The 25,882-nt window shown below is 36.0% G+C and carries 21 protein-coding genes; 12 read left to right on the top strand and 9 right to left on the bottom strand.

Going from position 1 to position 25,882, the window contains the following annotated elements; genetic code table 11:
• Positions 1 to 37: 37 nt before the first annotated feature.
• Positions 38 to 871 (top strand): EfeM/EfeO family lipoprotein, encoded by an 834-nt coding sequence (locus DCE79_RS03355; RefSeq protein ID WP_108711708.1) that lies wholly within the window; start codon positions 38 to 40, stop codon positions 869 to 871.
• A 2,000-nt stretch (positions 872 to 2,871) separates the two neighbouring features.
• Here DCE79_RS03355 and istB read toward each other — a convergent pair.
• From istB to DCE79_RS18590, 4 genes are all read right to left on the bottom strand, one after another.
• Positions 2,872 to 3,630: an IS21-like element helper ATPase IstB gene (gene istB / locus DCE79_RS03360; RefSeq protein WP_108711591.1), complete on the bottom strand. Its 759-nt coding sequence runs from the start codon at positions 3,628 to 3,630 to the stop codon at positions 2,872 to 2,874.
• Positions 3,627 to 4,913 (bottom strand): IS21 family transposase, encoded by a 1,287-nt coding sequence (istA, locus tag DCE79_RS03365; RefSeq protein ID WP_108711590.1) that lies wholly within the window; start codon positions 4,911 to 4,913, stop codon positions 3,627 to 3,629. The genes istB and istA overlap by 4 nt, the downstream gene beginning before the upstream one ends.
• 257 nt (positions 4,914 to 5,170) lie before the next feature.
• A complete protein-coding gene (locus DCE79_RS03370; protein WP_108711709.1) occupies positions 5,171 to 5,677 on the bottom strand; it encodes a hypothetical protein in 507 nt (168 codons plus the stop codon).
• A 110-nt stretch (positions 5,678 to 5,787) separates the two neighbouring features.
• Positions 5,788 to 5,940: a hypothetical protein gene (locus tag DCE79_RS18590; RefSeq protein ID WP_168214720.1), complete on the bottom strand. Its 153-nt coding sequence runs from the start codon at positions 5,938 to 5,940 to the stop codon at positions 5,788 to 5,790.
• 232 nt (positions 5,941 to 6,172) lie between these two features.
• On the opposite strand from DCE79_RS18590, the gene DCE79_RS03375 reads away from it, so the two are divergent.
• On the top strand, positions 6,173 to 7,561 hold the full coding sequence (locus tag DCE79_RS03375; RefSeq protein WP_108711710.1) for an aldehyde dehydrogenase: 1,389 nt from the start codon (positions 6,173 to 6,175) through the stop codon (positions 7,559 to 7,561).
• Positions 7,562 to 7,600: 39 nt separating this feature from the next.
• Here the strand turns inward: DCE79_RS03375 and DCE79_RS03380 are convergent, their stop codons facing one another.
• On the bottom strand, positions 7,601 to 8,683 hold the full coding sequence (locus DCE79_RS03380; RefSeq protein WP_234417326.1) for a two-component system sensor histidine kinase NtrB: 1,083 nt from the start codon (positions 8,681 to 8,683) through the stop codon (positions 7,601 to 7,603).
• 787 nt (positions 8,684 to 9,470) lie between these two features.
• Here DCE79_RS03380 and DCE79_RS03385 point away from each other — a divergent pair.
• From DCE79_RS03385 to DCE79_RS03400, 4 genes are all read left to right on the top strand, one after another.
• The gene (locus tag DCE79_RS03385) at positions 9,471 to 10,940 is read left to right on the top strand and encodes a UDP-N-acetylmuramoyl-L-alanyl-D-glutamate--2,6-diaminopimelate ligase (RefSeq protein WP_108711712.1); all 1,470 of its coding nucleotides are present in this window, start codon (positions 9,471 to 9,473) and stop codon (positions 10,938 to 10,940) included.
• A 270-nt stretch (positions 10,941 to 11,210) separates the two neighbouring features.
• Complete coding sequence (locus tag DCE79_RS03390) at positions 11,211 to 11,651, top strand: VanZ family protein (protein ID WP_108714414.1); 441 nt, start codon at positions 11,211 to 11,213, stop codon at positions 11,649 to 11,651.
• A gap of 66 nt (positions 11,652 to 11,717) precedes the next feature.
• Entirely contained in the window at positions 11,718 to 13,289 is a 1,572-nt protein-coding gene (locus tag DCE79_RS03395; RefSeq protein ID WP_108711713.1) for a peptide chain release factor 3, read from the top strand.
• Positions 13,290 to 14,226: 937 nt separating this feature from the next.
• Complete coding sequence (locus tag DCE79_RS03400) at positions 14,227 to 15,357, top strand: IS4 family transposase (RefSeq protein ID WP_108711714.1); 1,131 nt, start codon at positions 14,227 to 14,229, stop codon at positions 15,355 to 15,357.
• A 58-nt stretch (positions 15,358 to 15,415) separates the two neighbouring features.
• Here DCE79_RS03400 and DCE79_RS03405 read toward each other — a convergent pair whose 3' ends face one another.
• The 3 genes from DCE79_RS03405 to DCE79_RS03410 form a co-directional block, all read right to left on the bottom strand.
• Positions 15,416 to 15,850, bottom strand: a complete 435-nt coding sequence (locus DCE79_RS03405; RefSeq protein ID WP_108711715.1) for a YhfM domain-containing protein — start codon at positions 15,848 to 15,850, stop codon at positions 15,416 to 15,418.
• 76 nt (positions 15,851 to 15,926) lie between these two features.
• Complete coding sequence (locus DCE79_RS18435; protein WP_159083047.1) at positions 15,927 to 16,088, bottom strand: hypothetical protein; 162 nt, start codon at positions 16,086 to 16,088, stop codon at positions 15,927 to 15,929.
• Positions 16,081 to 16,350 (bottom strand): creatininase family protein, encoded by a 270-nt coding sequence (locus tag DCE79_RS03410; RefSeq protein WP_234417327.1) that lies wholly within the window; start codon positions 16,348 to 16,350, stop codon positions 16,081 to 16,083. Before DCE79_RS03410 ends, DCE79_RS18435 begins: the two co-directional genes overlap by 8 nt.
• Before the next feature lie 685 nt (positions 16,351 to 17,035).
• Here DCE79_RS03410 and DCE79_RS03425 point away from each other — a divergent pair.
• The 4 genes from DCE79_RS03425 (at position 17,036) to DCE79_RS03440 (ending at position 21,772) form a co-directional block, all read left to right on the top strand.
• Positions 17,036 to 17,731: a VC0807 family protein gene (locus tag DCE79_RS03425; RefSeq protein WP_108711717.1), complete on the top strand. Its 696-nt coding sequence runs from the start codon at positions 17,036 to 17,038 to the stop codon at positions 17,729 to 17,731.
• Positions 17,732 to 18,103: 372 nt separating this feature from the next.
• Positions 18,104 to 19,177: an SDR family oxidoreductase gene (locus tag DCE79_RS03430; RefSeq protein WP_108711718.1), complete on the top strand. Its 1,074-nt coding sequence runs from the start codon at positions 18,104 to 18,106 to the stop codon at positions 19,175 to 19,177.
• 357 nt (positions 19,178 to 19,534) lie between these two features.
• Entirely contained in the window at positions 19,535 to 20,302 is a 768-nt protein-coding gene (locus tag DCE79_RS03435) for a TerC family protein (RefSeq protein WP_108711719.1), read from the top strand.
• Positions 20,303 to 20,422: 120 nt separating this feature from the next.
• On the top strand, positions 20,423 to 21,772 hold the full coding sequence (locus DCE79_RS03440) for a TrkH family potassium uptake protein (protein ID WP_108711720.1): 1,350 nt from the start codon (positions 20,423 to 20,425) through the stop codon (positions 21,770 to 21,772).
• Positions 21,773 to 22,006: 234 nt separating this feature from the next.
• On the opposite strand, the gene DCE79_RS03445 is transcribed toward DCE79_RS03440, so the two are convergent.
• The gene (locus DCE79_RS03445; protein WP_108711721.1) at positions 22,007 to 23,740 is read right to left on the bottom strand and encodes a B12-binding domain-containing radical SAM protein; all 1,734 of its coding nucleotides are present in this window, start codon (positions 23,738 to 23,740) and stop codon (positions 22,007 to 22,009) included.
• Positions 23,741 to 23,888: 148 nt separating this feature from the next.
• Between DCE79_RS03445 and DCE79_RS03450 the strand changes: the two genes are divergently transcribed.
• On the top strand, positions 23,889 to 25,364 hold the full coding sequence (locus DCE79_RS03450) for an ATP-binding protein (protein WP_159083048.1): 1,476 nt from the start codon (positions 23,889 to 23,891) through the stop codon (positions 25,362 to 25,364).
• 69 nt (positions 25,365 to 25,433) lie between these two features.
• Positions 25,434 to 25,880 carry a MarR family winged helix-turn-helix transcriptional regulator gene (locus tag DCE79_RS03455; RefSeq protein WP_108711723.1) on the top strand — a complete coding sequence of 149 codons (447 nt, stop codon included), beginning with the start codon at positions 25,434 to 25,436 and terminating at the stop codon, positions 25,878 to 25,880.
• Positions 25,881 to 25,882 lie beyond the last annotated feature (2 nt).

Raw genomic sequence — 25,882 nt, forward strand, 5'->3', positions numbered from 1 at the left:
ATCACTTTATAGAACAAGAAAATGAAGAGGTGAGATCATGAAAAATACAAAAAAATTAATGACCATTTTACTTGCTGCAAGCGTATTAACTGCTTGTGGTACGAAAGAAGACGAAACAGTAGAGCCAATAGAACCTGTTGAACAACAAGAAGAAGTAAAGGTTGAAGTAGCCGCTGAAGCAAATGAATTTAAAGCATTTGTTGACGGTCAAATTGATGATTTTGTGAAGGATACAGAACTACTTGCATCACTTGTAAAAGAAGGCAAGTTAGAAGAGGCACAAAAACTTTATCCACTTGTAACGATGTATTATGAGCGTATGCAACCAATTACGACTGATTTTGAAGAGCTTGATAAAAAAATCAACGCACCCCTTGAACAAGGGAAAGAAAATGAAGGAACAGGCTTTACTCGTTTAGCATACGGCTTGTTCAACGAAAAGAAAACTGCAGGTTATGAACAAGTTGCAGAGCAGTTAGTAACGGATATCAAAGAATTGAAAACACAATTATCGACAATTGATGTTACGCAAAATAATGTATTAGCTTCATCGGTTAAGATGTTGGACCAATTCGCAAATGAGCGTTTAACAAAAGCGAGTGATGCGAACAATGAAGTGTACGCAGCAAAAGCGCAAACAGAGATAGCAGAAGAAGTTGTGAAAATCTTTATGAGCCGCACAACACCTGAAAGCTCGGCGAAAGCAACGGAACAAATGGGTGTTTTAAACGAAACCATTGCGTATTACGAAGTTGGAAAAGAAGATTACGTGAATTACAGCTTCTTCACAAGCAAGCAAAAAGAAGAGCTGACAACAGCTATCAACAACGTAAAAGATGCTTTACAACAAATGAATGACACATTGAAATAAAATGAATGACAATGTATGAAGAATTTCTTCTTTGTGCATTGTCTTTTTTGTTGTTCATGAAATTACCGGTTTTTCGATCTTCTAATTCGAGTCCGTTGAATTTTGTGAGTTGAAGGGATTGTCATAGCTAGTCATCTTTTAATAGAGAGGTTATGAAAGTGTATCGTGTATTGGCAGGCTTGGCCTGCCAAATCAAAGGCTAGCCCATTCTACTTTTGCATATATTCAGGTGCGGCGCTGTTGACAAGCAAAGGCGCCGTTTACTTTTAAAGCGAGTCCGTTGAATTTTGTGGGTTAAAGGGATTGTCAGAGCTAGTCACCTTTTAATAGAGATGTTATGAAAGTGTATCGTGTATTGGCAGGCTGGGCGCCCAGAGTCGCAAAGATATGTTGCACATATCTGTACGACTCTTCTTTGCGCCTTGGGCTAGGCCTGCCAAATCAAAGTGTAATCCATTATGCCTTTGCATATATTCAGGGGCGGCGCTGTTGACAAGCAAAGGCGCCGTTTACTTTTAAAGCGAGTCCGTTGAATTTGGTAGATCAAAAGGGATTGTCAAAGCTAGTTATTTTCTAATGAAGATGTTATGAAAGTGTATCGTATTTTGGCAGGCTGGGCGCCCAGAGTCGCAAAGATATGTTGCACATATCTGTACGACTCTTCTTTGCGCCTTGGGCTAGGCCTGCCAAATCAAAGTGTAATCCATTATGCCTTTGCATATATTCAGGTGCGGCGCTGTTGACAAGCAAAGGCGCCGTTTACTTTTAAAGCGAGTCCGTTGAATTTTGTGGGTTAAAGGGATTGTCAGAGCTAGTCATCTTCTAATAGAGAGGTTATGAAAGTGTATTGGGTTTTGGCAGGCTACCGCATATCAGCAGCAGGGTCACGTGGTACGTGTCCCTACTACTGATACTGTTGCGGTATGCTAGGCCTGCCAAATCAAAGTGTAATCCATTATGCTTTTGCATGTATTCAGGGGCGGCGCTGTTGACGAGCAAAGGCGCCGTTTTTCTATAAAGCGAGTCCGTTGAGTTAAGTGTGAAAGGGACTGTCACAGATTCTCTTTTTGTAAAGGGATGAATATATGAATAGGGTTCAATAGTTGTCAATGCCTTCATATTCTATAATGGCTAGATAAATGAGTTCACAGTATTTAGATGTTTTAAATAAATACATTGTGATTTCCCCTACTTTATAAAAAGGGTTCACCCTATTAGAAGACTGGCGCCTACCACTGTAAGCGCCAGAACGTGAATATAAGTAAAAGGAAAATGGATACACCTTATATTGGCAGGTCTTTCACGAAGCACAAAGGCGAGTCGTACAGACATGTGCAACATGGCTGTGCGGCTTGCGTGCGAAGAACCTGCCAAATGACTATGCCTGAATAACCGCTTTAATAAAGGATGAATTCACTGTGATTTCCCTGATTTTATAAAAAGATTCGCCTAATAAACCGACTGGCGCCTTGCCCGCATAGCGCCAACACGTGAATACAAGTAAAGGAAACTTGGATACAACAAGTATTGGCAGGTCTTTCAACACCTTTTATATAGTCTGTTAAATTGTGACTGTCGCTTCGCTTTCGTCACAAAGATAATGTCACAACAAACGGATTGTGACATTATCTTGACTGTGCGGCTTGCGTGCGAATAACCTGCCAAGTGATTATGCCCGAATAACCACTTTAATAAAAGGCAGATTCACTTGAACTGTATCCTTCTCTACTTTAGAAGGAAGATTCGATAAATTTAGAAGACTGGCGCCTACCACAGTAAGCGCCAGCACGTGAATACAAGTAAAGGGAAAATGGATACACCAAGTATTGGCAGGTCTTTCACGAAGCACAAAGGCGAGTCGTACAGACATGTGCAACATGGCTGTGCGGCTTGCGTGCGAAGAACCTGCCAAATGACTATGCCTGAATAACCGTTTTAATAAAAGGCTACAAATGTCAATTAATCTATGTACAAAAACGCTCACTTAACTGTGTATAAAATTACTCACTTTCTGGAGCTAAATGGTTTTTCAAACGATAAGAATTACCGATGATTGTTACAACCGTTGCGTGATGTAAAATGCGATCTAAAATCGCATTGGCTAACTTAGGCTCCTGAAACACTTCGTCCCAAGATTTAAAGTTAGCGTTTGTTGTAAAGATTGTGCTTCGTTTTTCATAACGCATATCGATTAACTGGAAGAAGAGTTTTGCATCCTCCGGATCAATGGGTAAATAACCAATTTCATCGATAATAAGTAACCTATATTTTGTGTAATGCTTCAAGCGGCTCTCTAGACGATTCTCTAGGCGAGCCCTTTTTAAGTTCTGAATCAAATCATGACATTTTATAAAATACGTACTTGTACGTTTTTTTGCAGCCGCAATCCCGATAGCGGAGGCTAAATGGGTCTTACCCACACCACTAGGGCCTAAAAATACGATGTTTTCATTACTCTCAATAAAACGTAATGTAAGAAAATCATGAATCTGTTGCGGGTTGATTGACGGTTGGAAGTCGAAATCATAGTCCTTTATCTCTTTTAGATTTGGGAAGGCACCCACTTTTACCATCGCATGAATCATATTGTGTTCACGTAAATCAATTTCATAATTTGTTAATTTAATCAACGTATCGATAAATGACATTTGATTGTGGATGCCGAAGTCCACGACTTCATCTAAATGTGTAACCATTTGTTTTAATTTTAAATACTCTAAGTTCTTCAAAAGTTGCTGATAATTTGTTTGCTGTATCATGTGTCATACACCTCTCCAATAGCTTTTAGATTGTTTTTCGCTAAAGTATCAATGTCTGGATAACGAGGTGCAGAAATTTGCAAGGTTTCTTTATAATCTGAAGGACGAATATTTAATTTTCGATTCGATATAAGATGCTGTGCAATACACTCCATGTTATAATAAATCCATAATTGATCATCATGTATTTGTATCCCAACTTTTTGGCCAATGTACTTAGTGGGGACTGAATACTGGTTGGCTTTGTAGGAGACCATACTTGATGTGTTTACTTGTACAAGCTGATGCTTGATACGGTAAGAGTTCCTTATCTTTTCTGCGGGTAGCGGAAGTAGGGAGCTCTTTTCTTTTTCTAAAGCAAATACGGGTATTTTGCCTGACCCTTGATGGAAAGATTGATTCAATCGATTCATTAACTTTTCAATGAAATGATAGAGCTCTTCTAAGGTCAATTGACCTTGATATGCATGGATTTCATCAATAAATTTCATCTGTGTTTCTACTTTACCTTTTGTACGAGGACGCCGTGCTATACATGGTCGTACCTTAAAGTCAAAATCCTTCGCAAAAGCGGCGAACCTGCTATTTATTTTTCCTGAACACTGTTCTGTTCGTGCCACATCCATAATTGTTTTTGGGTTATCAGTTACGATCTCTTTTGGAACACCCCCAATTTTTTCGAATGCTTCGGTTAAAAATGAGAACAAAACATCTTGTGTTTTACTCAATGTCAGAGTAAATATACGGAATCTTGAATACCCTAGAACCAGCGCACCTACGTTTACCTCTACTTTTTCACCATCACTTGTCTCAAAAGGAATGCTTTCCTTCCAATCAAACTGTGCCTGTTGACCTGGTGGTGTTTCAAATCTTGTCGTACCTTTCGGTGAGGGAATACGCATTTGATCTGTAAAATAAGCTGCGAATTCGGGTGTCTTTGCGATATAGCGACGGAATGTAGAAGCACCACATTCTAAACCGTGATTGTCTTTTAAATATTGCCAAAGTATACGGCGGTAATAAAACACCTGCTTTGAATCCTCCGACAGTAGTGCAGCGATTACCTCATAATAATCATCTAAAATAGATGCCTTTTCTTTTGTTTCTTTTGGTGTAAATCCATTTAGGTACTTATCAACTGTACGTCGATCCACACCCATTTCTCTAGCCAACTGGCTTTTGTTAATTTTCATTTTTAAATTCTCCATTAACTGTTTGAATTTTGGTAAGTCTGAAAGACTATTAATTTCAAAATTCGTTTGAACATCTAGCGTTATGTACATACTAATCACCTCATGATTAGTATGCTAGAAAGTGAGGCAAAAGTGTACATCTTTAAGTGAGTGCGATTGTACATGAACATCGTAGCATTTGTAAAAGGCGGATTCACTTGAACTGCATACGTTTGCAAATATCCAATGACGGGAATGCATACAAGAAACTGATATAATTAAAATACTTCTATGCATTTTGAGCATAGAAGTATTTTTTAATCTCCTAATTTTTATATAATCATGCGATTTGTTTGGTTTACACAACATCATTTAAATCGTTCATCTTTTTTATAAGTAGTCGCCAGTTGTTTTAAGTCGACAGATGTATAATTTTTCATCGTTGAAAGTGATTGCTGATCAAAGGAGAGTGCAAGCATTTCGGTATTTTTGTTTTTAACAGGCATGAACCATTTTAATGTGAAATTTTCAAGATTTTGAACGCGGGACAATTCTTTTACTATGTTGTAGCTGTCTTTTAAAAGGGTATCTTCTGTTTGAAATTCACTCGCTTGCAATGAAAGAACCACATTTTGACTTTCTTGCGCTGGTGTAATTTCAATATGTAAAATGACATTTTCGATGAGCTGATTGACAACAATTTCAGAAATCTCGGTAATCGTTTGAACTTTCATCTCTTCAGGTGATAGCTGTGCCTGTACTTTCTCAATTTTTTTCGGCTCAGCAGAATCAGATGTTTTGACGTAGTAAACACTAGCACAAACAGCGATTAGAAGTATGAATACAACAAGCATAATTTTAAGTAATTTATTCAAAATAAGGACGCCTCCTTTTGAATTTTTACGCGCAATAAATTACTACTATTCGTCATTATGCCACAAAAATAAATAAAAAAGACCGCCAATTGTGACAGTCCTTTTACGAGTTAAGTATTTTGTTCGTCATTAAGAGTTGTGGCTGTTAATTCGTCAAAGTATAAAAATGATTCATCCTCTAATTGTGCTAATTTTTGTTCATTTACTCCGATAGATAATGGTCCAGAAAAAATTTCGCCCCACCAAGTTTCAGTAATAATCATGATTATAGCCTCCTTGTACGAATAGTATGTGTTAATTTTTCTCTGATTACTTGTTAATAAATAAATTCCCGTATGTTTAAATTTTTAAACCTTGCCTTAAAAGTAGTGCTTTAAAAATTGATTCCTCCTTTCGTGCAGGAATTCGTTATAAAAATGTAGTAGTTATTACTATAGTTAATATGTGTGAACAGTTATAATTTATGCATAGTTTTTCTAAGAAAGGATGAGAAAAATGAATTTTTCTACACAAGACGTAGAGCAAATGATTTCCTTACAACGATCGTTTTACTTTACTGGTGCAACAAAGGATGTTGAATTCCGTAAGCAACAATTAGTGTTATTAAAAGAAAATATAAAAAAATATGAGAACCAAGTTATCGAAGCATTAGCGTTAGATTTAAGAAAAAGTGAATTTGAAGCGTATTCAAATGAAATCGGTATTGTCTACGATAGCATTTCCAACTTTTTAAAAAATATAAATAGCTGGATGAAGCCAGAGTCGATTAAAACGCCACTCCACTTCCAACCAGCCAAAAGCTATATTGTACGTGAGCCATATGGGGTTGCGTTAATTATTGGTCCATTTAATTATCCATTCCAATTAGTGATGGAGCCATTAATTGGGGCGATTATCGGTGGTAATACTGCCATTGTGAAACCTTCAGAAACAGCAGTCCATACCGCGGTTATTGTAAAAAAAATAATTGAAGATACCTTCCCACCGAACTATGTACGTGTCGTGGAAGGCGAGAAAGAAGAAGTAACAGCACTTATTCATGCGCCATTTGATTATATTTTCTTTACAGGTAGTGTAGCGGTCGGAAAAATCGTTGCCAAGGCTGCAGCAGAGCGCTTAACACCATTAGCGCTTGAACTGGGAGGGAAAAGTCCTGTTATCGTCGATCAAACAGCTAACCTAGAAATCGCGGCAAAGCGTATTGCCTGGGGGAAATTTAATAATACGGGGCAAACTTGTGTAGCACCAGATTACGTGCTCGTGCATGAATCGGTTGCGAAAAAGTTTAATAAAATAATGAAAAAGACACTTCGAGAATTTTTCGGTGGAGATGCGCAAGCAAGTCCAGATTATGGGCGTATTATTAATACACGCCAATTTGACCGTCTGCAAAGTATTTTAGACCGCGAACGTGCCACTGTAACATTTGGTGGTGTGACAGACCGCGAAGATTTATATATTGAACCAACAATCTTAGAAAATGTTTCATGGGATAGTCCATCAATGGAAGACGAGCTCTTCGGACCGATTTTACCTGTGATGACGTATCAACAATTACCACAAGCAATTCATGAAATTCGTCAGTTACCTAAGCCGTTAAGTGCGTATTTATTCTCTGAAAATGATAAAGCCATTGACTACTTTTTACAAGAACTTCCATTTGGCGGAGGCTGTATCAATGATGTCATTACTCATGTGGCCAATGGATATTTACCATTTGGTGGTGTTGGACCTTCAGGGGTGAAGGCATATCACGGAAAGGCAAGCTTTGAAAACTTCACGCATGCCAAATCAGTTATGCAACGCTCGAATAAGTTAGAAATAGGTTTATTGTTCCCACCGTATAAACAGAAAGTTAAACTTGTACGTACAATCATGAAATAAAAAAACTCCGTTGCGAATCTCATGCAACGGAGTTTTTCGTTAATGTTGTTCAACTGGAAAGCTTAGTAAAATTTCGGTACCCATATTTTGTTTACTCTTGATTTTAATTGTCCCTTGATGATCTTGAATCACCTTATTAATAATCATCATACCCAGCCCAGTTCCTTTAGACTTCGTCGTGTAGAAAGGCTCGAAAACTCTTTCTAACACATGCGGTGGAATGCCACATCCGGTATCTTTAATCGTAATGTAAATCGATTTTTCATCACTGCTTTTACACATTTCTAGTTTAATCGTTCCTTTTTCACTAATCGCTTCAATAGCATTCTTAATTAAATTAATAAATACTTGTTTAATTTGATTTTCATTCCCCATAATGATGGTGTTTTTATATGGATTAATCATTTTTAACGTAATCGATTTTTGCTGGAATTCAAATTGGAATAGCTGTGTTACTTCCGCTAATATTTCGGCTAAATTTATCGGTGTAAATTGTTTTACTTGCGGGCGCGATAAAACTAAAAACTCCGCTAAAATTAAATCGATTCGTTCCGTTTCGGTTTGAATCAGTTTTGTATATTCATAATAAGGAGAAGAGGCATCTTCATTCATCATCTGAACGAATCCAGAAATTACAGTCATAGGATTGCGAATTTCATGTGCAACTCCCGCGGCAAGTTCCCCAACTAACTTCATTTTTTCCGATTGAACGATTAAATTTTCATTTTCTTTTATATAAGATATATCACGTGAAATGACAGAGGATGCAATAATTTCACCGTGTGGATTCAAAATTGGTGATAAAGAGATTTGAGCATCGAAAACTGTACCATCTTTACGCATATCTTGTGTTTCAAAAAAAGTATAGCTCTTTCCTTCACGTAAGCGAGCACAACGAGTTTTCGCTCCTTTTAAATGAATTGGAGGAATCAGTGGTAATGCATTGCCGATTGCTTCTTCTTTTGTCCAACCATATAGTTTTTCAAAGGCGGGGTTTACGGCAATCACACGATCCTCCATATCAAATACGGCAATCGCATCTTCAGCATGTTCAAAAAATAAGTTTAAGTAGGCTTGCTTTGAATTCAAATCATATTCACGAGCCAACGTTTTTTGTTCCATCTTTGACCAGATTCTTTTAATCGATAAACTTTGAACTAAACTAATGATACATACGATTAATAAAAAAATTAGGAATAAATGATTTTCTTGTGTGTTCAGAATAGTAAGTGACATAATAGACGACTTAACCAAAATGATAATTTCGATGGTTACAAAAAGAATATTAATAAAATTTAAGAGTAACGAACGGTAAATTGTTAAAACACCAAATAAATAAATAAAACCGTAAAGGGTAATCGTATTTATACTTTGGCAATTATAAAGAAAGATAAGAATATGCCAACTAATAACTAAACTAATTTGAAAAGCCTTCGGAGGTATTTTAAAAAAATAAAATGCGAGCAGTAAGAGCGTGCTAATCCCGCAAAAATATAAATAGGTATAGTTGTTTTGAAACTGCTGTGAAATTATCGCTAAAGTGACGACTAAATTTGAGAATAAATACGTGATTAAAGTAAATATATTTCGTTTTTGTAAAATTTCGTATTGCATGGAGCACCTCATTACATCATATTACCTATATCATACCGTAATTCTTAATGTCGATATATGACGAATTTTGATATGATAGAGACAGACAATAAATGAATGAAATTTTTGAGTTAACACGAATTCTTCGTACATGAAAAAAGTATTATCTGCGAGTAAACGACGTTTTTTTAATTTGTCATCGTGAAAACATGGCATTTTTGAAGTCATCGCAGTATGATGAAGAGTAATAGATGAAGTAATGTAGTAAATGAAAAAATTTGCATTCGCAAGTACATTGCAGTTGGGGGAACAAATTATGTATGCACAAGAACTTTTTAGTACACTTATGCAAAAAAAAATCGTAGGACAATTACCAAAATTAATTAAAGATATTGCAATTGACTCTCGTAGTGTTCAGCCGAGCAGTCTGTTTATTTGTATAAAAGGTTATACGGTTGATGGGCATGACTATGCACAAAAAGCGGTAGATGCTGGAGCAACCGTAATTGTTACAGAACGTCAATTAGAGCTAGAAGGCGATGTTGCACAAGTTATTGTTAACAATACGAATCGCACCCTTGGAATTTTAGCCGCAAAATTCTTCGATTACCCATCAAAAGACCTGACAATGATTGGTGTAACGGGCACGAATGGTAAAACAAGTGTATCAGGCATTATTCATAACATTTTAATTGGTCTTGGTGAAAAGTCAGCGTTATCTGGCACAATCGGCTTTAATTTAAATGGTGTACTTTATGAGTCAGCAAATACGACAAGTGATGCATTAAACACACAGCAAATGATTTTCCGTGCAAAAATGGAAGGCTGCCGCGCGATGGTGATGGAAGTATCTTCCCATGGTTTAGTATTAGGGCGTTTAGCTGGTGTCGATTATGACGTCGCTATTTTTACGAACTTAACACATGACCATTTAGATTTCCACGGTACGATGGAAAACTACGGCAATGCAAAAGGCTTGCTGTTCTCTCAATTAGGACAAGACTTAGAAAAAAATAAGCATGTCGTATTAAATGCTGATGATCCTTGGTCAGAACGTTATGCAGCGATGACACCATTCCCAATTTGGACATATGGTTTAAAAAATGATGCATTATTCCGTGCAGAAAACTGCCGTTATGAAGATGGTATGACCTACTTTGATATGATTACTCCAGAAGGTACATTCCCAGTAGCCATGCATCTTTTAGGGGAATTTAATGTTTATAATATCCTTGCTGCAACAGCCATGTTCTATGCACGTAATTTCCCAATTGAGGCCATTATTGAACAAATTGAAATGCTTTCACCTGTAAAAGGGCGTATGGAAAAAGTAATGACCGATTTACCAATTCAAATCTTTATCGATTATGCACATACACCGGATGCAATTGAAAAAGCAATTAACGCAGCATTACCTTATAAAAAACCTGAAAATAAATTAATTTTCTTAGTCGGCACAGGTGGAAATCGTGATAAAACGAAACGTCCAACAATGGCTGAAAAAGCATCGGTAGCGGATTATGTTATTTTAACAACAGATGATCCACGCTATGAAGAATTTGATAGTATTACAGGTGATTTAGCTAAAGGGATGCTACATGATAATTATACATGTATCGGAGATCGTGCAGAAGCAGTGAGACATGCGGTCAGCATGGCAGAACCAGGAGATATTATTATTTTTGCTGGTAAAGGTCATGAGGATTATCAAATTATTGAAAATACAAAATACCCACATAGTGATGCAAAGATTGCCATCGAAGCAGGGAAATTAAAATTTGTATAGTATCTAATCATTAATTTTGGGTCCACCGTATTGACGTGAAAACGCGAGCGGTGGATTTTTTATCGATAAAAAAGTATAACTTTCTAAGGACATCAGGTTGCGCTATGTGGCACAACAGGTATCTTTCTAATTGGAGGTGGATATAACAACGTGATTCTTTATTTTTTTAGGAGTATGGCAATTTATTGTATAATCTGTCTCCCAATATATATTTTTTTCCGCGTTCTACATATGAGAAAAAAAGAAAAGAATTGGCTTCGTGAAGGAGTCATGCTACTTTTTTTCCTCTATTGTGTTAGCATTTTTTCACAGACGATTATTCCAAACTTTACTATTATAAATTGGCGAATTGTATTGGATACCTCAACCGCCTATTCTCGTAGTAATTTTACACCGCTCAATACGATTTTACTTTTTTATAATCAATTAAATGGGCCCCTTGCAAATATTGCCTTTTATAATTTAGCTGGTAATATTGTACTGTTCATTCCATTTGGCTTCTTTATTCCATTAGTATGGCCAAAATTTAGAGGATGGGTCATCATGCATGTTGTCGCATTTTTAATTCCACTCTTTATTGAATGTACGCAATATTTTATCGGGCGTAGTATTGATGTGGATGATGTTTTACTAAATGCCATCGCGATTGTAATAGGCTTTGTTTTGTACAAAGTGTTGCAACGTGTTCGTAAAATGATAAAGGATAAGTAAAAAAGGTTGTAACAAGGTAGCGATGTCTTTTAAAATAAGAAAGTATGAAAAGGAGACGAAATTAAAATGACTTTAGAACAAGATATATTATCACGTCGTACCTTTGCCATCATCAGTCACCCGGATGCTGGTAAAACGACGATTACAGAAAAATTATTATTATTCGGTGGTGCCATCCGTGACGCAGGTACAGTAAAAGGGAAGAAATCAGGGAAATTCGCAACATCTGACTGGATGGAAATTGAGAAACAACGTGGGATCTCAGTTACTTCATCTGTTATGCAGTTCGATTATTCAGATTGCCGTGTGAACATTCTGGACACACCTGGACACCAAGATTTCTCCGAAGATACGTACCGTACATTAATGGCGGTAGATAGTGCTGTCATGATCGTCGATGCAGCAAAAGGGATTGAAGCCCAAACATTAAAGCTATTTAAAGTATGTAAAATGCGCGGTATTCCAATCTTCACATTCATCAACAAATTAGACCGTCAAGGGAAAGAGCCGCTTGAGCTAATTGAAGAATTAGAAGAAGTACTTGGCATTTCAGCTTATCCAATGAACTGGCCAATCGGTATGGGGAAAGAGTTCCTTGGTATTTATGACCGTTACAACAATCGTATCGAGCAATTCCGTACGGATGAAAATGAGCGTTACTTACCAGTAGATGAAAAAGGCCATTTAGCAGTTGAACATCCGATGAAAGTAACATCTTATTACACGCAAGCCATGGATGATATCGAATTATTAAACGAAGCAGGTAATGCGTATTCAGAAGAAAAAATCCGTCGTGGGGAATTAACACCCGTATTCTTCGGTTCTGCTTTAACAAACTTCGGGGTACAAACATTCCTTGATACGTACTTAAAATTCGCACCAACACCACAGCCTCGTATTACTGAAGATGAGCAATACATTGATCCTGTAGAGTATAATGAGTTCTCTGGTTTCATATTCAAAATTCAAGCGAATATGAACCCAGCGCACCGTGACCGTATTGCGTTCGTTCGTATTGTTTCAGGTAAATTTGAGCGCGGTATGAATATGACACTAGCACGTACAGGTAAATCATTTAAAGTAACTCAATCAACACAATTTTTAGCGGATGACCGTGAAATTGTCAATGAAGCCGTTGCAGGTGATATTATTGGTCTTTATGATACAGGTACGTACCAAATTGGTGATACAGTTGTTGGCGGTAAAAAAGGCTTCAACTTTGAAAAATTACCACAGTTCACACCAGAAATTTTCATGCGCGTATCTGCGAAGAACGTCATGAAAGGGAAACAATTCCAAAAAGGTGTACTGCAATTAGTACAAGAGGGTGCAATTCAATACTTCAAAACATTGCATACAGAAGAAATTATTCTTGGTGCAGTAGGTCAACTACAGTTTGAAGTATTCCAACACCGTATGATCGGCGAATATAACGTTGAAGTAACGATGCAACCAATTGGTAGTAAAATAGCTCGTTGGGTTGAGAATGAAGAAGATGTGAAGGATTCAATGCATTCTCAACGTTCGATGTTAGTAAAAGACCGTTTTGATAAAAAGGTATTCTTGTTTGAAAATGAATTTGCGATGCGCTGGTTCGCTGATAAGAACGAGCATATTAAATTATATAGTTTATTATAATTTTTCAAACTTCGACCGTTGGGCAAATGCTCAGCGGTCTTTTTTGTTTTTTGGGGTTTGTCATAGCTAGGGCAGTGTATTTGGTTTGGCGGGCTAAGCGCATGAATCGCATAGCTTTGTTGCACAAATCTGTACGACTCATCTGTGCGCTTTATGCAAAGCCGCCAAATAAAGTGTAGTCTATTAAATTGTATTTAAAGAAGTAAGGCGCTGTTGCAAGCAAAGGCGCCATTTGTGAATAGAGCTTATCTGCTGAATACAATGGAAAAGGAGAGTATCATAGCTAATCTTATTTTAATAAAGTGTTATGAAAGTGTACGGGGTTTGGCGGGCTAAGCGCATGAATCGCACAGCTTTGTTGCACAAATCTGTACGACTCATCTGTGCGCTTTATGCAAAGCCCGCCAAATAAAGTGTAGTCTATTAAATTATATTTAAAGAAGTAAGGCGCTGTTGCAAGCAAAGGCGCCGTTCTTTTAAATAAAGCGGATTTGCTAAATAAGTAGACAAGGGAATTGTTATAGCTGTCATGTTTTAATTATAGAGTTAAGTATGTGTACGTGGTTTGGCGGGCTAAGCGCATGAATCGCACAGCTTTGTTGCACAAATCTGTACGACTCATCTGTGCGCTTTATGCAAGGCCCGCCAAATAAGGCATAGTCTATTAAATTATATTTAAAGAGGGAAGGCGCTGTTGCAAGCAAAGGCGCCGTTTGTTTAAATAAAGAGGATTTGCGGCAAGAAAATTTTTATTCAATAACGTGCATGGATAATGTTCCATAGAAAAGCCAAGTGTTGGTAATGCATTTGTTTATTAGACTTATTTTGTCACGCCTGTTGATTATCTAGTTTCTTCCAATAAAATTGCATAAAAAAGAGAGATTCTCATGTAAAATGTTAGTTACGACACAAACAATTACGAAATGAGGAATCTCTCTTGAACAAACATACCACGATTTTCACGCTGATTCAAAACTTTCTTTCAGAAACAGAGCTAAAAGCGATTTTAGTAGAGTTTAATTATGTAGAAACGGCACGTAAATGTACGGTTTCCACACTCCTCAAGTATTTAATTGGTGCTGCGACAAATGAGTGGAAAAGTTTACGGCACGCAGCCGATGTTGGTTCGAGTAATGGACTTGTTTCGGTCGATCATTCTTTGCTTTCTAAACACTTAAAAACATTGAACTACGGCATTATCAAGCGTATTTTTGAAATCATCGTGAGCAAGTTGAATCGTGCTGCACGTCGCAGAATGAAACTCCCTAAAAAACAGCTACTTTCCATTGATTCAACAACGATTACAGTAGGAAAATCGCGCTTACCATGGGCACTTTACCACGGTGAACGCTCAGGGATTAAACTGCATGTAAGCCTCACAAATGAAACCGCTATGCCCTTGAAGGTCGTTGAAACAACAGGCTTAAAGCACGATGGACCCATTGGTGAACAACTCGAAGACAAGCGTTTTATTCTCGTGTGCGACCGTGCTTATTTTTCAATTGATAAAGTGGATCGTTACCGAAAAGAGCACCAAGATTTTGTGCTCCGTATCAAAGAAAACGTGCAACTGAATCGAAAAAAATCACTCAAAGGCCGTCGTACCAATGATTCAAATATCACAGCTGATTTCACTTGTATCCTTGGAACACCTCAAAAACAAACCGAAAAGCGCCATCGTATTGTCGAGTTTACCGACCACGAAGGAAAAGAAATCCGTGTCGTAACCAATTTGATGGACATTACGGCCGAAGAAATCGCAGGCATGTACAAATCTCGTTGGGCCATCGAATCATTTTTCCGCTGGATCAAGCAAAATTTAAATGTGCCAGTGTTATTTGGCACGACTAAAAATGCGGTATTTAATCAACTTTTCGCAGCATTAATTGCCTATGTTTTATTAAAATTTCTTCACGTACAAGGACAGAAGAAAGCTAACGTCAAACGCTTATCTTTCGCGGGTTTTACGCGCCTGTTTCTTTGTGATGACTTGCCAATTGAATGGCGAATTCGCGTGAAAGAAATACTTGAGTTTCACAGAACGATGAATCAAGTAGATACTGTATAATTTTGGTTAATCAACACGCGTGTTATTTTGTATCTTTATAATGGATTGCAAAAAAAGATTATTTTATTAATTCTTCTCCTGTTAATATTCCATATAATTCGGCAGAATCTTGCGTTGTTAGTTTTACAAATTCATCACTTTCGGTAATTATCTCTAGATTTTGACCATTAGGGCTAATCCAAAGTAAATAAGATGCTATTTTATCTTCTTTACCGTTGCTATTCTTAGATGGAAATTGAAATTGGTAGTCTGCATAGCGTACCATTTCTACTTTCTTATTTTCCCATTTAGCGTTTTTAATTATATTTATCGCTTTTTCCACTTGTTTGTTTTCAGTGACTTCTCTGAAATCTTCAAAAATATTTTCTTCACTAGTTCGTTTCTGTACAGTTATTTTCTGTACAGTTATTTTTTGTCCATTCGTTTCATCCAAACAACCCGATGTAACTAACAAGACACTCAGAATTAAAAAGAATAATACTGTTTTCTTCAATAGATACCTCCACTACTAATAATTAATATTATAATTCTTCCCGTACTAAATTTTAAAGTTTTTAAAAGTAAATCTTTTATTTCAGCCAAATAGACAATTCAAAAACGATGAGATTAAAAATAACAATTACTCCGAATATGATTAAAGTTTCATTCGGCAAATTGAAATAAACGATTATTGTTAAAATAATAATTGCTACAATAAGTATTTCTAAATAACCTTTTATTCGTTTACTCATAAATCCACTCCCTAAATCCATTCGGACTAACAGTAATAGTACCTTTACAGTTAGCGTGTTCTTCAGATGTGTTAAAAGGTATAGTTTGTAATACGTATGCATTTAATGCTTCTCCAAATGATTTTGCATATATTTCTGCTATCAGAGTATCTAAATGCATTGGTAAGTTAGGACCAAATTGTTCCGTCGCCCCAACAGATAATACTGCTGTCTCCGTACCGCTTTCATCAATCTCTCTTGTAGAACTCTTATAACTTAGCATAGTAACCTCCGCGTATATTTTAAAAATATCGTTCTATATATTTAGATTATTCTAACATTTATAAAACCTTTTTAATATCTTCTTATTCAACTAAACTGCCAAGAACATGTGCAACATGATTAGGTGTTGTACCGCTCTTGTTTTAAATAGCGATAAATTGCAGCCAGACTAATTCCGGTCATTTCGGCAAATCTATATTGTTCGGATTTGTATAAGTACTCTAATGAAATGTAATTTATATACTATATTTACAGAATATTACCAATAAAATATACTATTAGATAAACAGGAGTTGAATTCTTATAAACACAAAGGAATTTTTATGGAAGAATTAGGGGGACATTTAAACACATGAACAATAATTCTATTGCTAATCTATCATTTATTGTATGTGCTGTTATCTTATTGAATAACTTTACAGCCCTTTTAATAAATACAAAACTTTCCGAAATGACATTTAATATGTCTATAATATTGATGATTTTATTATTAATAAATGGTATTGTGCACAAAAGAAGAGTTAGAAAATAGGAATCTGAATGGTAATAGGAAAATATCATTAGTAACATAAGTGGCAAATATTATTTGCTCATCTACAAGTGCAATAAAAGGATAACAAACAATTAGGCGAGATTATGTTGTTTCTTCAAGTATAAAAGTTGAATAGGGATAGATGGAGGAAAATATGGTAAAAAAACAGAGTTCAAATAAAAAATTTATTTTATTAGAATTACTTTTTTATGCAGCATTACCTTATATCATATGGAAATTTGGGAGGGAGCCTTTTGGCGATTATGTAGCCATGCTGATTTCAACCATTCCGGGATTTATTTATACGATTTACCGCTTTATTTTGGATAAGCAATTTAACATAACAGGCTTATTTATTTTAGGCTCATTAGTACTAGGGACTACGGTGAATCTGCTATCAGGTTCAGCAGAGCAAATGATTTGGAATGGGGTGTATTTAAGTCTTTTTTATACATTTCTTTATTTTGTTACGCTAATCATTAAGCGTCCCTTTTCTTTATATTTTGCTGTTGATTTTGCCTATTTACAAGGTCATGACAGAAAGCACAGCAGAGCATTATTTTATCAAAAAGGAATTTTTAAATGGTTTCAATGGATTCAGGTTGTTTTTATCATCAGAGGTCTTTTTATGGCTGGATTAACCGTATTCCTACTTAAAAAATATGGAATTGATGGTTATGGTGGAATGTTGATCTATAAGCAAATCGCAGGCTGGATTTTCTCAGTCTTAATTATGGGGATGTTCTTTTATATAAATATCCCAGTACGAAATTTTTTTGCTAAGCAACAAAGTCAATTACAAGACAACAATAAAGAACCTATCCAACAATCAAACGTAATTGTTGACTAAGCCACATTTCTTCTCGTAATTAATCTAATTAAACATGCAAACAAGTAAACCTCATATTGTGATCAAAATATGAGGTTTATTTTAATGCGGGAATTGGTCGTGAAGAATTTGATGAGATTCTTTTCTTATATGAAGATGTTGGAGTCGCTACATTTTTATTTGATGAAGAGCTTTACGATTTTCCCTTCATTAATTTTAAAATAAAAATCCAATAAGAGTGGATCGGGTAAACCTGTTTTGTCATAATCTCCATCAATCCTATAATAAAATAGTTTTTTGTTTATTAGGAAAGGGGAAAGGGGAATCCTACACGAATAGTTGTAAGGGAAATCGTTTTATTTAAATAAGTATTTGAAAAAAAGGGGGGGAATCATGGGTAGTCACTTTTTCACCGGCTTTCCAGGATTTGTTGCAACAGAAATGATTCAACAATTATTTAAACAAGGCATAACAAAAGAAGTTTATGCAGTCGTATTACTAGAGGAGTTAGCTGGTGCGAAAGCGGCTGTTCAATTGATCGAACGACAATTTGAAGGGTGTCAAATTGTGTTGTTTGAAGGGGATATTACATTACCCAATCTAGATATTGCCGATCGAGAGTTAGCAATCATTCAATCTAACGTTGAAGTTGTTTGGCATTTAGCGGTATTGCAAGATTTATCGGTAAAACGTGAACACGCATGGAGAGTAAATGTTCACGGGACAGTAAATGTGAACGATTTTGTTTGCCATTTACCTAATTTAAGACGCTATATGTATTTTAGTTCTACGTTTATAGCAGGTAAGAGAACTGGGAAAGTTTTGGAAATGGAACTAATTCGACCAGATGAGTTTCATAATTATTTAGAGGAGACAAAATTTGAATCGGAGTTACTTGTAGATGATTTGAAGCTAGATGTACCCACGACAATCATTCGTCCAAGTATGATTTATGGCCACTCCGTTACAGGAAGCACAAAACGCTTCGATGGCATATATTATATGTTAAAAGGTATTTCCTTTTTCAATTCACGTCGAGTGATTCCGAAAATCGGCAGTAAGGAGCCGCTTCATGTTGTGTCAATCGATTATGTCGTGCAGGCGAGCATCGCGCTTAGTGAGCTGTCTGATGCGGAAGGGGAAACTGTTCATATAATGGATAGGAAGCAATATGATGTTTTGTCGATTTATTTGGAAATGGTCAAACTGATGACGGGTAAATCCACATTTGGTCGATTGCCGTTAGGAATTGCAAAGGCGATGTTGGAACAACCAACGGTACATGAACGATTACGTATACCTCCACAATTCATCGATTATTTAGATTATGCCGCTGAGTTTGATACGAAAGATTGTGAAGCGTTACTAGCTTCAATTGAACTACCAGCTTCAGATTTAATGCATTCATTGCCTGAAATTATCTATTTTTATGAAGAAAATAAGCATTTACAAAGTTTTTATAGGTAAATTGAATAAATATTATAAAATATATTTGATTTTTTGAATGAATATCGTTACACTAAACAATATATTTGAAATGAATATCCGTTGACAGTTTGTCAAAGGGGAGTAGCTATAGGTGATTTAGTGGTAGAATGTCGAAATAAAGCATCTGCCGATAGACTAATGAACTTACTTCACATTCGTCATTACATGGTTAGGAACCATCGGGTGTGATAGCATTAATTTGCTTAGCAAGACCTTTGCCTTTTAAAAAGGCAGAGGTCTTTTCTTTTTGGAAAAATTCGGATGTTTATTCAACTAAGTATAAGGTAATTTACCCGCAAATTTGGGTAATAGTACATCATAAGGAGGAGAACTTTCATGGAAGCAATTTTATTAGAATACGCATGGGTCTTACTGGTTTTAATTTTCCTTGAAGGACTTTTAGCTGCAGATAATGCGGTCGTAATGGCGGTAATGGTAAAACACTTACCGAAAGAACTACAAAAAAAGGCATTGTTTTATGGATTATTTGGAGCGTTTGTATTCCGCTTCATCGCACTATTCCTAATTACGTATTTAGCGAAATATTGGGAAATTCAAGCTATCGGGGCTGCTTATCTATTATTCATTTCAATAAAACATTTATATGATAATCACTTTAAAAAAGAAGATGAACATGAGGAAGCGGAAACAGTGAAAAAGGGCTCTGGCTTCTGGATGACGGTATTTAAAGTTGAGTTAGCGGATATCGCATTTGCTATTGACTCAATGCTTGCAGCAGTTGCGATTGCTATGACATTGCCACATTTAAGTGATATGCATATCGGCGGCATTAATGCAGGTCCATTCGCAGTTATGTTCTTAGGTGGATTTATCGGCCTTGTCATTATGCGATTTGCTGCACAAATGTTCGTAAAATTATTAAACGATTACCCAACATTAGAAACAGCTGCATTCTTAATCGTAGGTTGGGTTGGTGTGAAGTTAGCTGTATTAGCTTTAAGTCATGAAAACTTAGCAATTATTGATCCACACTTCCCACATTCGACTGTGTGGAAAGCAATCTTCTGGGTTGTCTTACTAGGCTTAGCAGTGGGCGGTTATGTAGTAAGTGTTGTTAAAAAGAAAAAAGAAAATGCGAATTAATGAAGCGTAATTCGTGAAAATTGGGGATTGCTACAAAGAGAACCTTTGAGCAGTTCCTTTTCTTTTAGTTAAAAATTCATTATACTAGGAAAAAATGTTATGAATTAGGGAGGCGAAGAGATGCCTTTTAAACAGTTAGCGACTCGTAATATTACGCCTTTCCAAATATTACTAACCTTTTATTTTTTTGCGATTTTAATTTCTTACTTATTACTTCGCATTCCAGGTGTCCACCTTGAAGGTGTAGAAGTATCACATTTAGACAGCTTATTTACGGCAGTAAGTGCGGTAAGTGTGACTGGTTTAACGACTGTGATTGTTTCAGAAACATACAGTGGCTTTGGACTTGCAATGATTTTATTGATTTTACAATTTGGCGCCATTGGAATTATGTCGATTGGTACGTTTTTGTGGCTGTTATTCGGAAAGAAAATTGGGATGCGCGAGCGCCAATTAATCATGATTGACCACAACCAATATAATCTTTCAGGCGTTGTTATGTTAATTAAACAAATTGCAAGGTTATTGATTTTGATAGAAAGTATTGGTGCACTTATTTTGACAGTGCATTTTAAACGCTATTTTGATACGTGGGAAGAGTCGGCGATTCAGGGTGTGTTTGCCTCTGTTTCCGCTACAACGAATGGTGGATTTGATATTACGGGCTTAAGTTTACAGCCATTCCATCATGATTATTTTGTGCAGTTTGTGTGCATGATTTTAATTTTTTTAGGGGCAATTGGGTTTCCAGTGCTCATAGAAGTAAAAACGTATTTAATGAAAAAGGATTCTACATTTCGTTTTAGTTTGTTTACGAAAATCACGACTGTTACGTATGCAGGACTTTTCGCTATCGGAACGTTAATCATTTTACTTTTGGAATCATTTCACTCATTTAAAGGAATGCGATGGCATGAAGCGGTTTTTTCTGCGATGTTTCATTCGGCATCGACAAGATCTGCAGGATTGACGACGTATGATGTGACTACTTTTAGTGAAGCTACAGACTTATTTATGAGTGGACTTATGTTTATCGGAGCTTCTCCAAGTTCAGTAGGTGGGGGAATTCGTACGACGACCTTTGCCATTGTCACGCTATTTTTAATCGCCTTTTCACGTGGACAGTCTGACATTCAAATTTTTAATCGGGAAATTCATGTCATTGATGTATATCGTTCGTTTGCCGTGCTAATTTTTGCAGTATTTATGGTACTCGGTGCCACGATGGCCTTACTAATTACAGAGCCGCACGCAACGATGATTCAAATTATTTTTGAAATCACCTCAGCGTTCGGAACGTGTGGGATGTCACTTGGAATAACGGAAAACTTATCGACGATAGGGAAATTTATTATTATGGGATTGATGTTTATTGGACGAGTTGGATTAATTTCCTTCCTTTATTCGATTACAGGTAGACCGACCAAGAAAAAATATCATTATCCGAAAGAACGAGTTATTATTGGATAAGAAAAAGTGCTGCACTATCTTAACAATAGATAGTGCAGCGCTTTTTAATTTTAGGAAATTATAAATCCATCGTATTGTGGATAACTTTTAAATAAAGCATATCTCACGTCTAGGCTAAAGCGCCAACCCCTCGAGCTTTTCGGCCCCTCTGTTGATGCGTGATGGAACGTTTACTTTCTTGTCGGGTCCTCCAAAGCTGTTCGGGGCTAAACGGACGCTTTAGCACTTTTGTTCTTAATTAAATGTGTAAAAGTATGGTGTTTGTCCATTACGGAAGTACGTAAATAAGTAACCTGGTTGTTTTTGAGGAGCACCGACTTCATAGCTTTGTAAATCGATATGGAATGGGATGATTAGTGAGTGTTTGAATAGCTCGCGCTCATTAATATTCATATTCGAAAATTCCTCACCAACAATAGCTGGATTTTCTTTAATACGTCCATACACTTGCTTCATTTGGTCTTCAGAAAGACGATCATCCCACCATAATTTACGTGGTTGGAATTGTTGACCTTTTAAATAATCGTATTTCATCAAGCTAATGATGACGTCTAAATCAGCATTTTCAACCGTTTCTAAAAACTCAATTAAACGACGGAATAAATCTTCAAGCTGATGACCTATACGTGACCAGCCTTTTGTTTCCCAATACGTACCAAAGTTTTGGAAGAAATCAAATGGTGTGTCGAATACTTTTGTTACTAAATATTCAATCGTGTTATCCATACGATGTCCGTTCCAATACTTTTCTAACACGTCTTCTGCATGTTTAATGCGAACGATGTCATCAAATGTTAAAACGTTATTTGAGAAAATTTCATATGGCGAAATATCGACATAGGTGTATCCATATTTTTCAGCTTCAAGTCGTAAGCCTGTCCCGCGTAATAACTTTAAGAAGCCAAGCTGTAATTCCTCAGGACGCATCGCGAATACATCGTTAAACGTTCTACGGAATGAAGCGTAATCTTCTTCTGGTAAACCAGCAATTAAATCTAAATGCTGATCGATTTTACCGCCTTCTTTTACCATCATTACAGTACGTGTAAGTTTTTCGAAGTTTTGGCGGCGTTTGACTAAATCATTCGTTAAATCATTAGTAGATTGAACGCCAATTTCAAAGCGGAATAATCCCTTTGGTGCGTTGTCATTTAAAAATTGAATGACTTCAGGACGCATAATGTCCGCTGTAATTTCGAATTGGAACACAACACCTGGCTTATGCTCGTCAATTAAAAATTGGAACATTTCCATCGCATAACTACGGCTAATATTAAAGGTACGGTCAACGAACTTAATTGTACGTGCACCATTGTCCATAAGGTAGCGAATATCTTCTTTTATTTTTTCGCGGTTGAAGTAACGTACACCAACTTCGATACTAGACAAGCAAAACTGACAGCTAAACGGACAGCCGCGGCTTGTTTCAATATATTGAATACGTTTCCCGATATGTGGTAAATCCTCTTCAAAGCGGAACGGAGTGGCAATTTCACGCAAGTCCACTTTTGGTGGCTGGGCATGAATTTTTAATTTTCCATCTTCTAGGTAACAAATACCTGGTACTTTTTCTAAAGCAATTTCCCCATTAAAGTAGCGCATCATTTCTTTGAAAGATACTTCGCCCTCTCCCATAATGATGAAATCAATTTCCTCATGCTTACGAATCCAATCGTGCACATCATAAGAAACTTCTGGACCACCAAGGACGATTTTAACGTTTGGTAAAACCGTTTTTAACATGCGGATAACGGCAATGGTTTCGTTAATATTCCAAATATAGCAACTGAAACCAATAACGTCAGGTTTCTTTTGGAATAAATCCGACACAATATTGAATGCAGGATCTTTAATGGTATATTCAGCTAATTCACAATCGAATTCTGGCAATGCAGCAGCTTTTAAATAGCGAATGGCTAAATTAGTATGGATATATTTCGCGTTTAATGTACTTAAAACTATTTTCATATTTTATTTCTCCTCTTCATATATACTATTGTACCAGTGTGCGAAGAAGCACACAATTGGTAGGAATTGCCCATTTTATTACAATTCAAAATATGGAATAATATTACTTGTGAATGAAGATTCAGAATATTCGATAATATGATAGACGGTGGAGGGAATTGAAGCAGTGGAAATCCATTTTGGAAACATGTTAGAAGAATTATTTCAGCAAGCACATGAAAATATTGTTGTTTTAAATCGTTCAAGAAATATCGTGTTTATAAATTTAAAAGCCACAAGTGAACTTCAACTGTCAAAATCTGAATCAAATTATTTAAACTTAACAGCACATTCTGAAAAAGAATGGGAAGAATTTATTCGAACAATTGATCAAAATATGACAGCGAGCTGTATTGTTACGGTAATCAATGATGCAAATCAAGAACTGTCGCTAAAAATTAGCGGTTATTTGATTGGAGGGGAGCAACTCATATATTGCCGACTTCAATTAAACCCACTGCAGTCTTTGACAAAAACTATTCCTTATAGGTCTATTTCATTTCAACAATTAATCAATGGTATGGCACATGGTGTCGTATTAACTGCTTTGAATGGAAAGATTATTACAGCCAATACCGAAGCACTTCAATTAATGAATCGTGATTATTGGCAAATTGAAAAGAGAAGTTATGACTGCTTATTTGAAGAATGTACGTATGATTCAGCAGTCATTGTCAATTATTATAAAAAAATCGCTAAAAGTGAATTAGCGAGTGTTGTTGTGCAAACAACAGATAAAATAGGAAATCGACGCTACTTAAATTTTTCAAGTAAAATTGATGAGACATTAGGTATTTTAATTACAACGATTACGGATCATACAGAAATAATGGAGTTATTACAAAAAGTTGAACATCAACAAGTATTATCTTTAATGGGGCAAAATGTGTCGGTTATTGCTCATGAAATTCGCAATCCTATGACATCGATACAAGGGTTTATTCAAATGATAAAAAATAATAGTGAAGAAAAAGAACATCCGTATTTTCATATTGTCGAAACGGAATTAAAGCGAATGGATGATTTATTATTAGATATGTTGAATTTCTCTAAACCAAAAAAGAGTAGTTTGGTTTATGTGAATTTACAGCATTTGATTGAGGAAGTTATTGAATTTATGCAGCCTAAGATCCAATTATCTCAAGCAAAAATATTATTTAATTACGAGGAAAATGAAGTATATCTTTTATATGGAGATGAAAAACGATTGAAACAATTGTTAATCAATTTATTGAAAAATGCGATTGAATCGATTGAAATGAATACGTCAATTTGTATTCAACTTCGTTATACATCAAAAGATTGTTTACAGTTATCGGTAGGAGATCAGGGACGTGGCATCGATCAAACACAAGTTGAAAAGGTATTCGACCCATTTTATTCAACAAAAGAAACAGGGACAGGCTTAGGCCTTTTACTCGTTCAGGCCATCGCAAACGAACATAATGGAACCATTCAAGTTGAAAGTGAAGTAGGGAAAGGTACAACATTTATTATTGACTTTAAATTAAATCATACTAATTATGACCGTTTAAATAATGTTAATAAGTTAGCGAGTGTTCAGACGAAAGTGAACTTCATGTAGTGATTTTGACAAAGCTTTCTTTTCATCGCATAATAAACCTATTACCAAAAATAGAGGATGGTTCTTGTTATGGCTTTGGATGAAGTGAAACAATCGTTAAAGTTATTTATTGTATTATCAAGAGCTCATAAAGCAATTAGTGAGGCGACAAACCAATTTATTCAAAAAAGTGGTGTCAATCCGACTGAATTTGCTGTGTTAGAGCTTTTATATCATAAAGGGCGTCAGCCGCTCCAACAGATTGGAAATAAGATTTTACTAGCAAGTGGTTCGATTACGTATGTTGTCGATAAATTAGAAAAGCGCGGTTTTTTAGCGCGTATTTCATGTCCTAATGATCGTCGCGTTACGTATGCAGAAATTACAGACGCAGGTTCTGAATTTATGAGTAGCTTATTTCCCGAACATGAAAAGCAAATACATGAACTATTAAATGTACTTTCTGTTGAGGAAAAGCAAACGGCAATCGAACTATTAAAAAAACTAGGTTTATCCATTAAAGACTTATCTTATTAAAA

The sequence above is a fragment of the Lysinibacillus sp. 2017 genome, from assembly GCF_003073375.1.
Classification (GTDB): domain Bacteria; phylum Bacillota; class Bacilli; order Bacillales_A; family Planococcaceae; genus Solibacillus.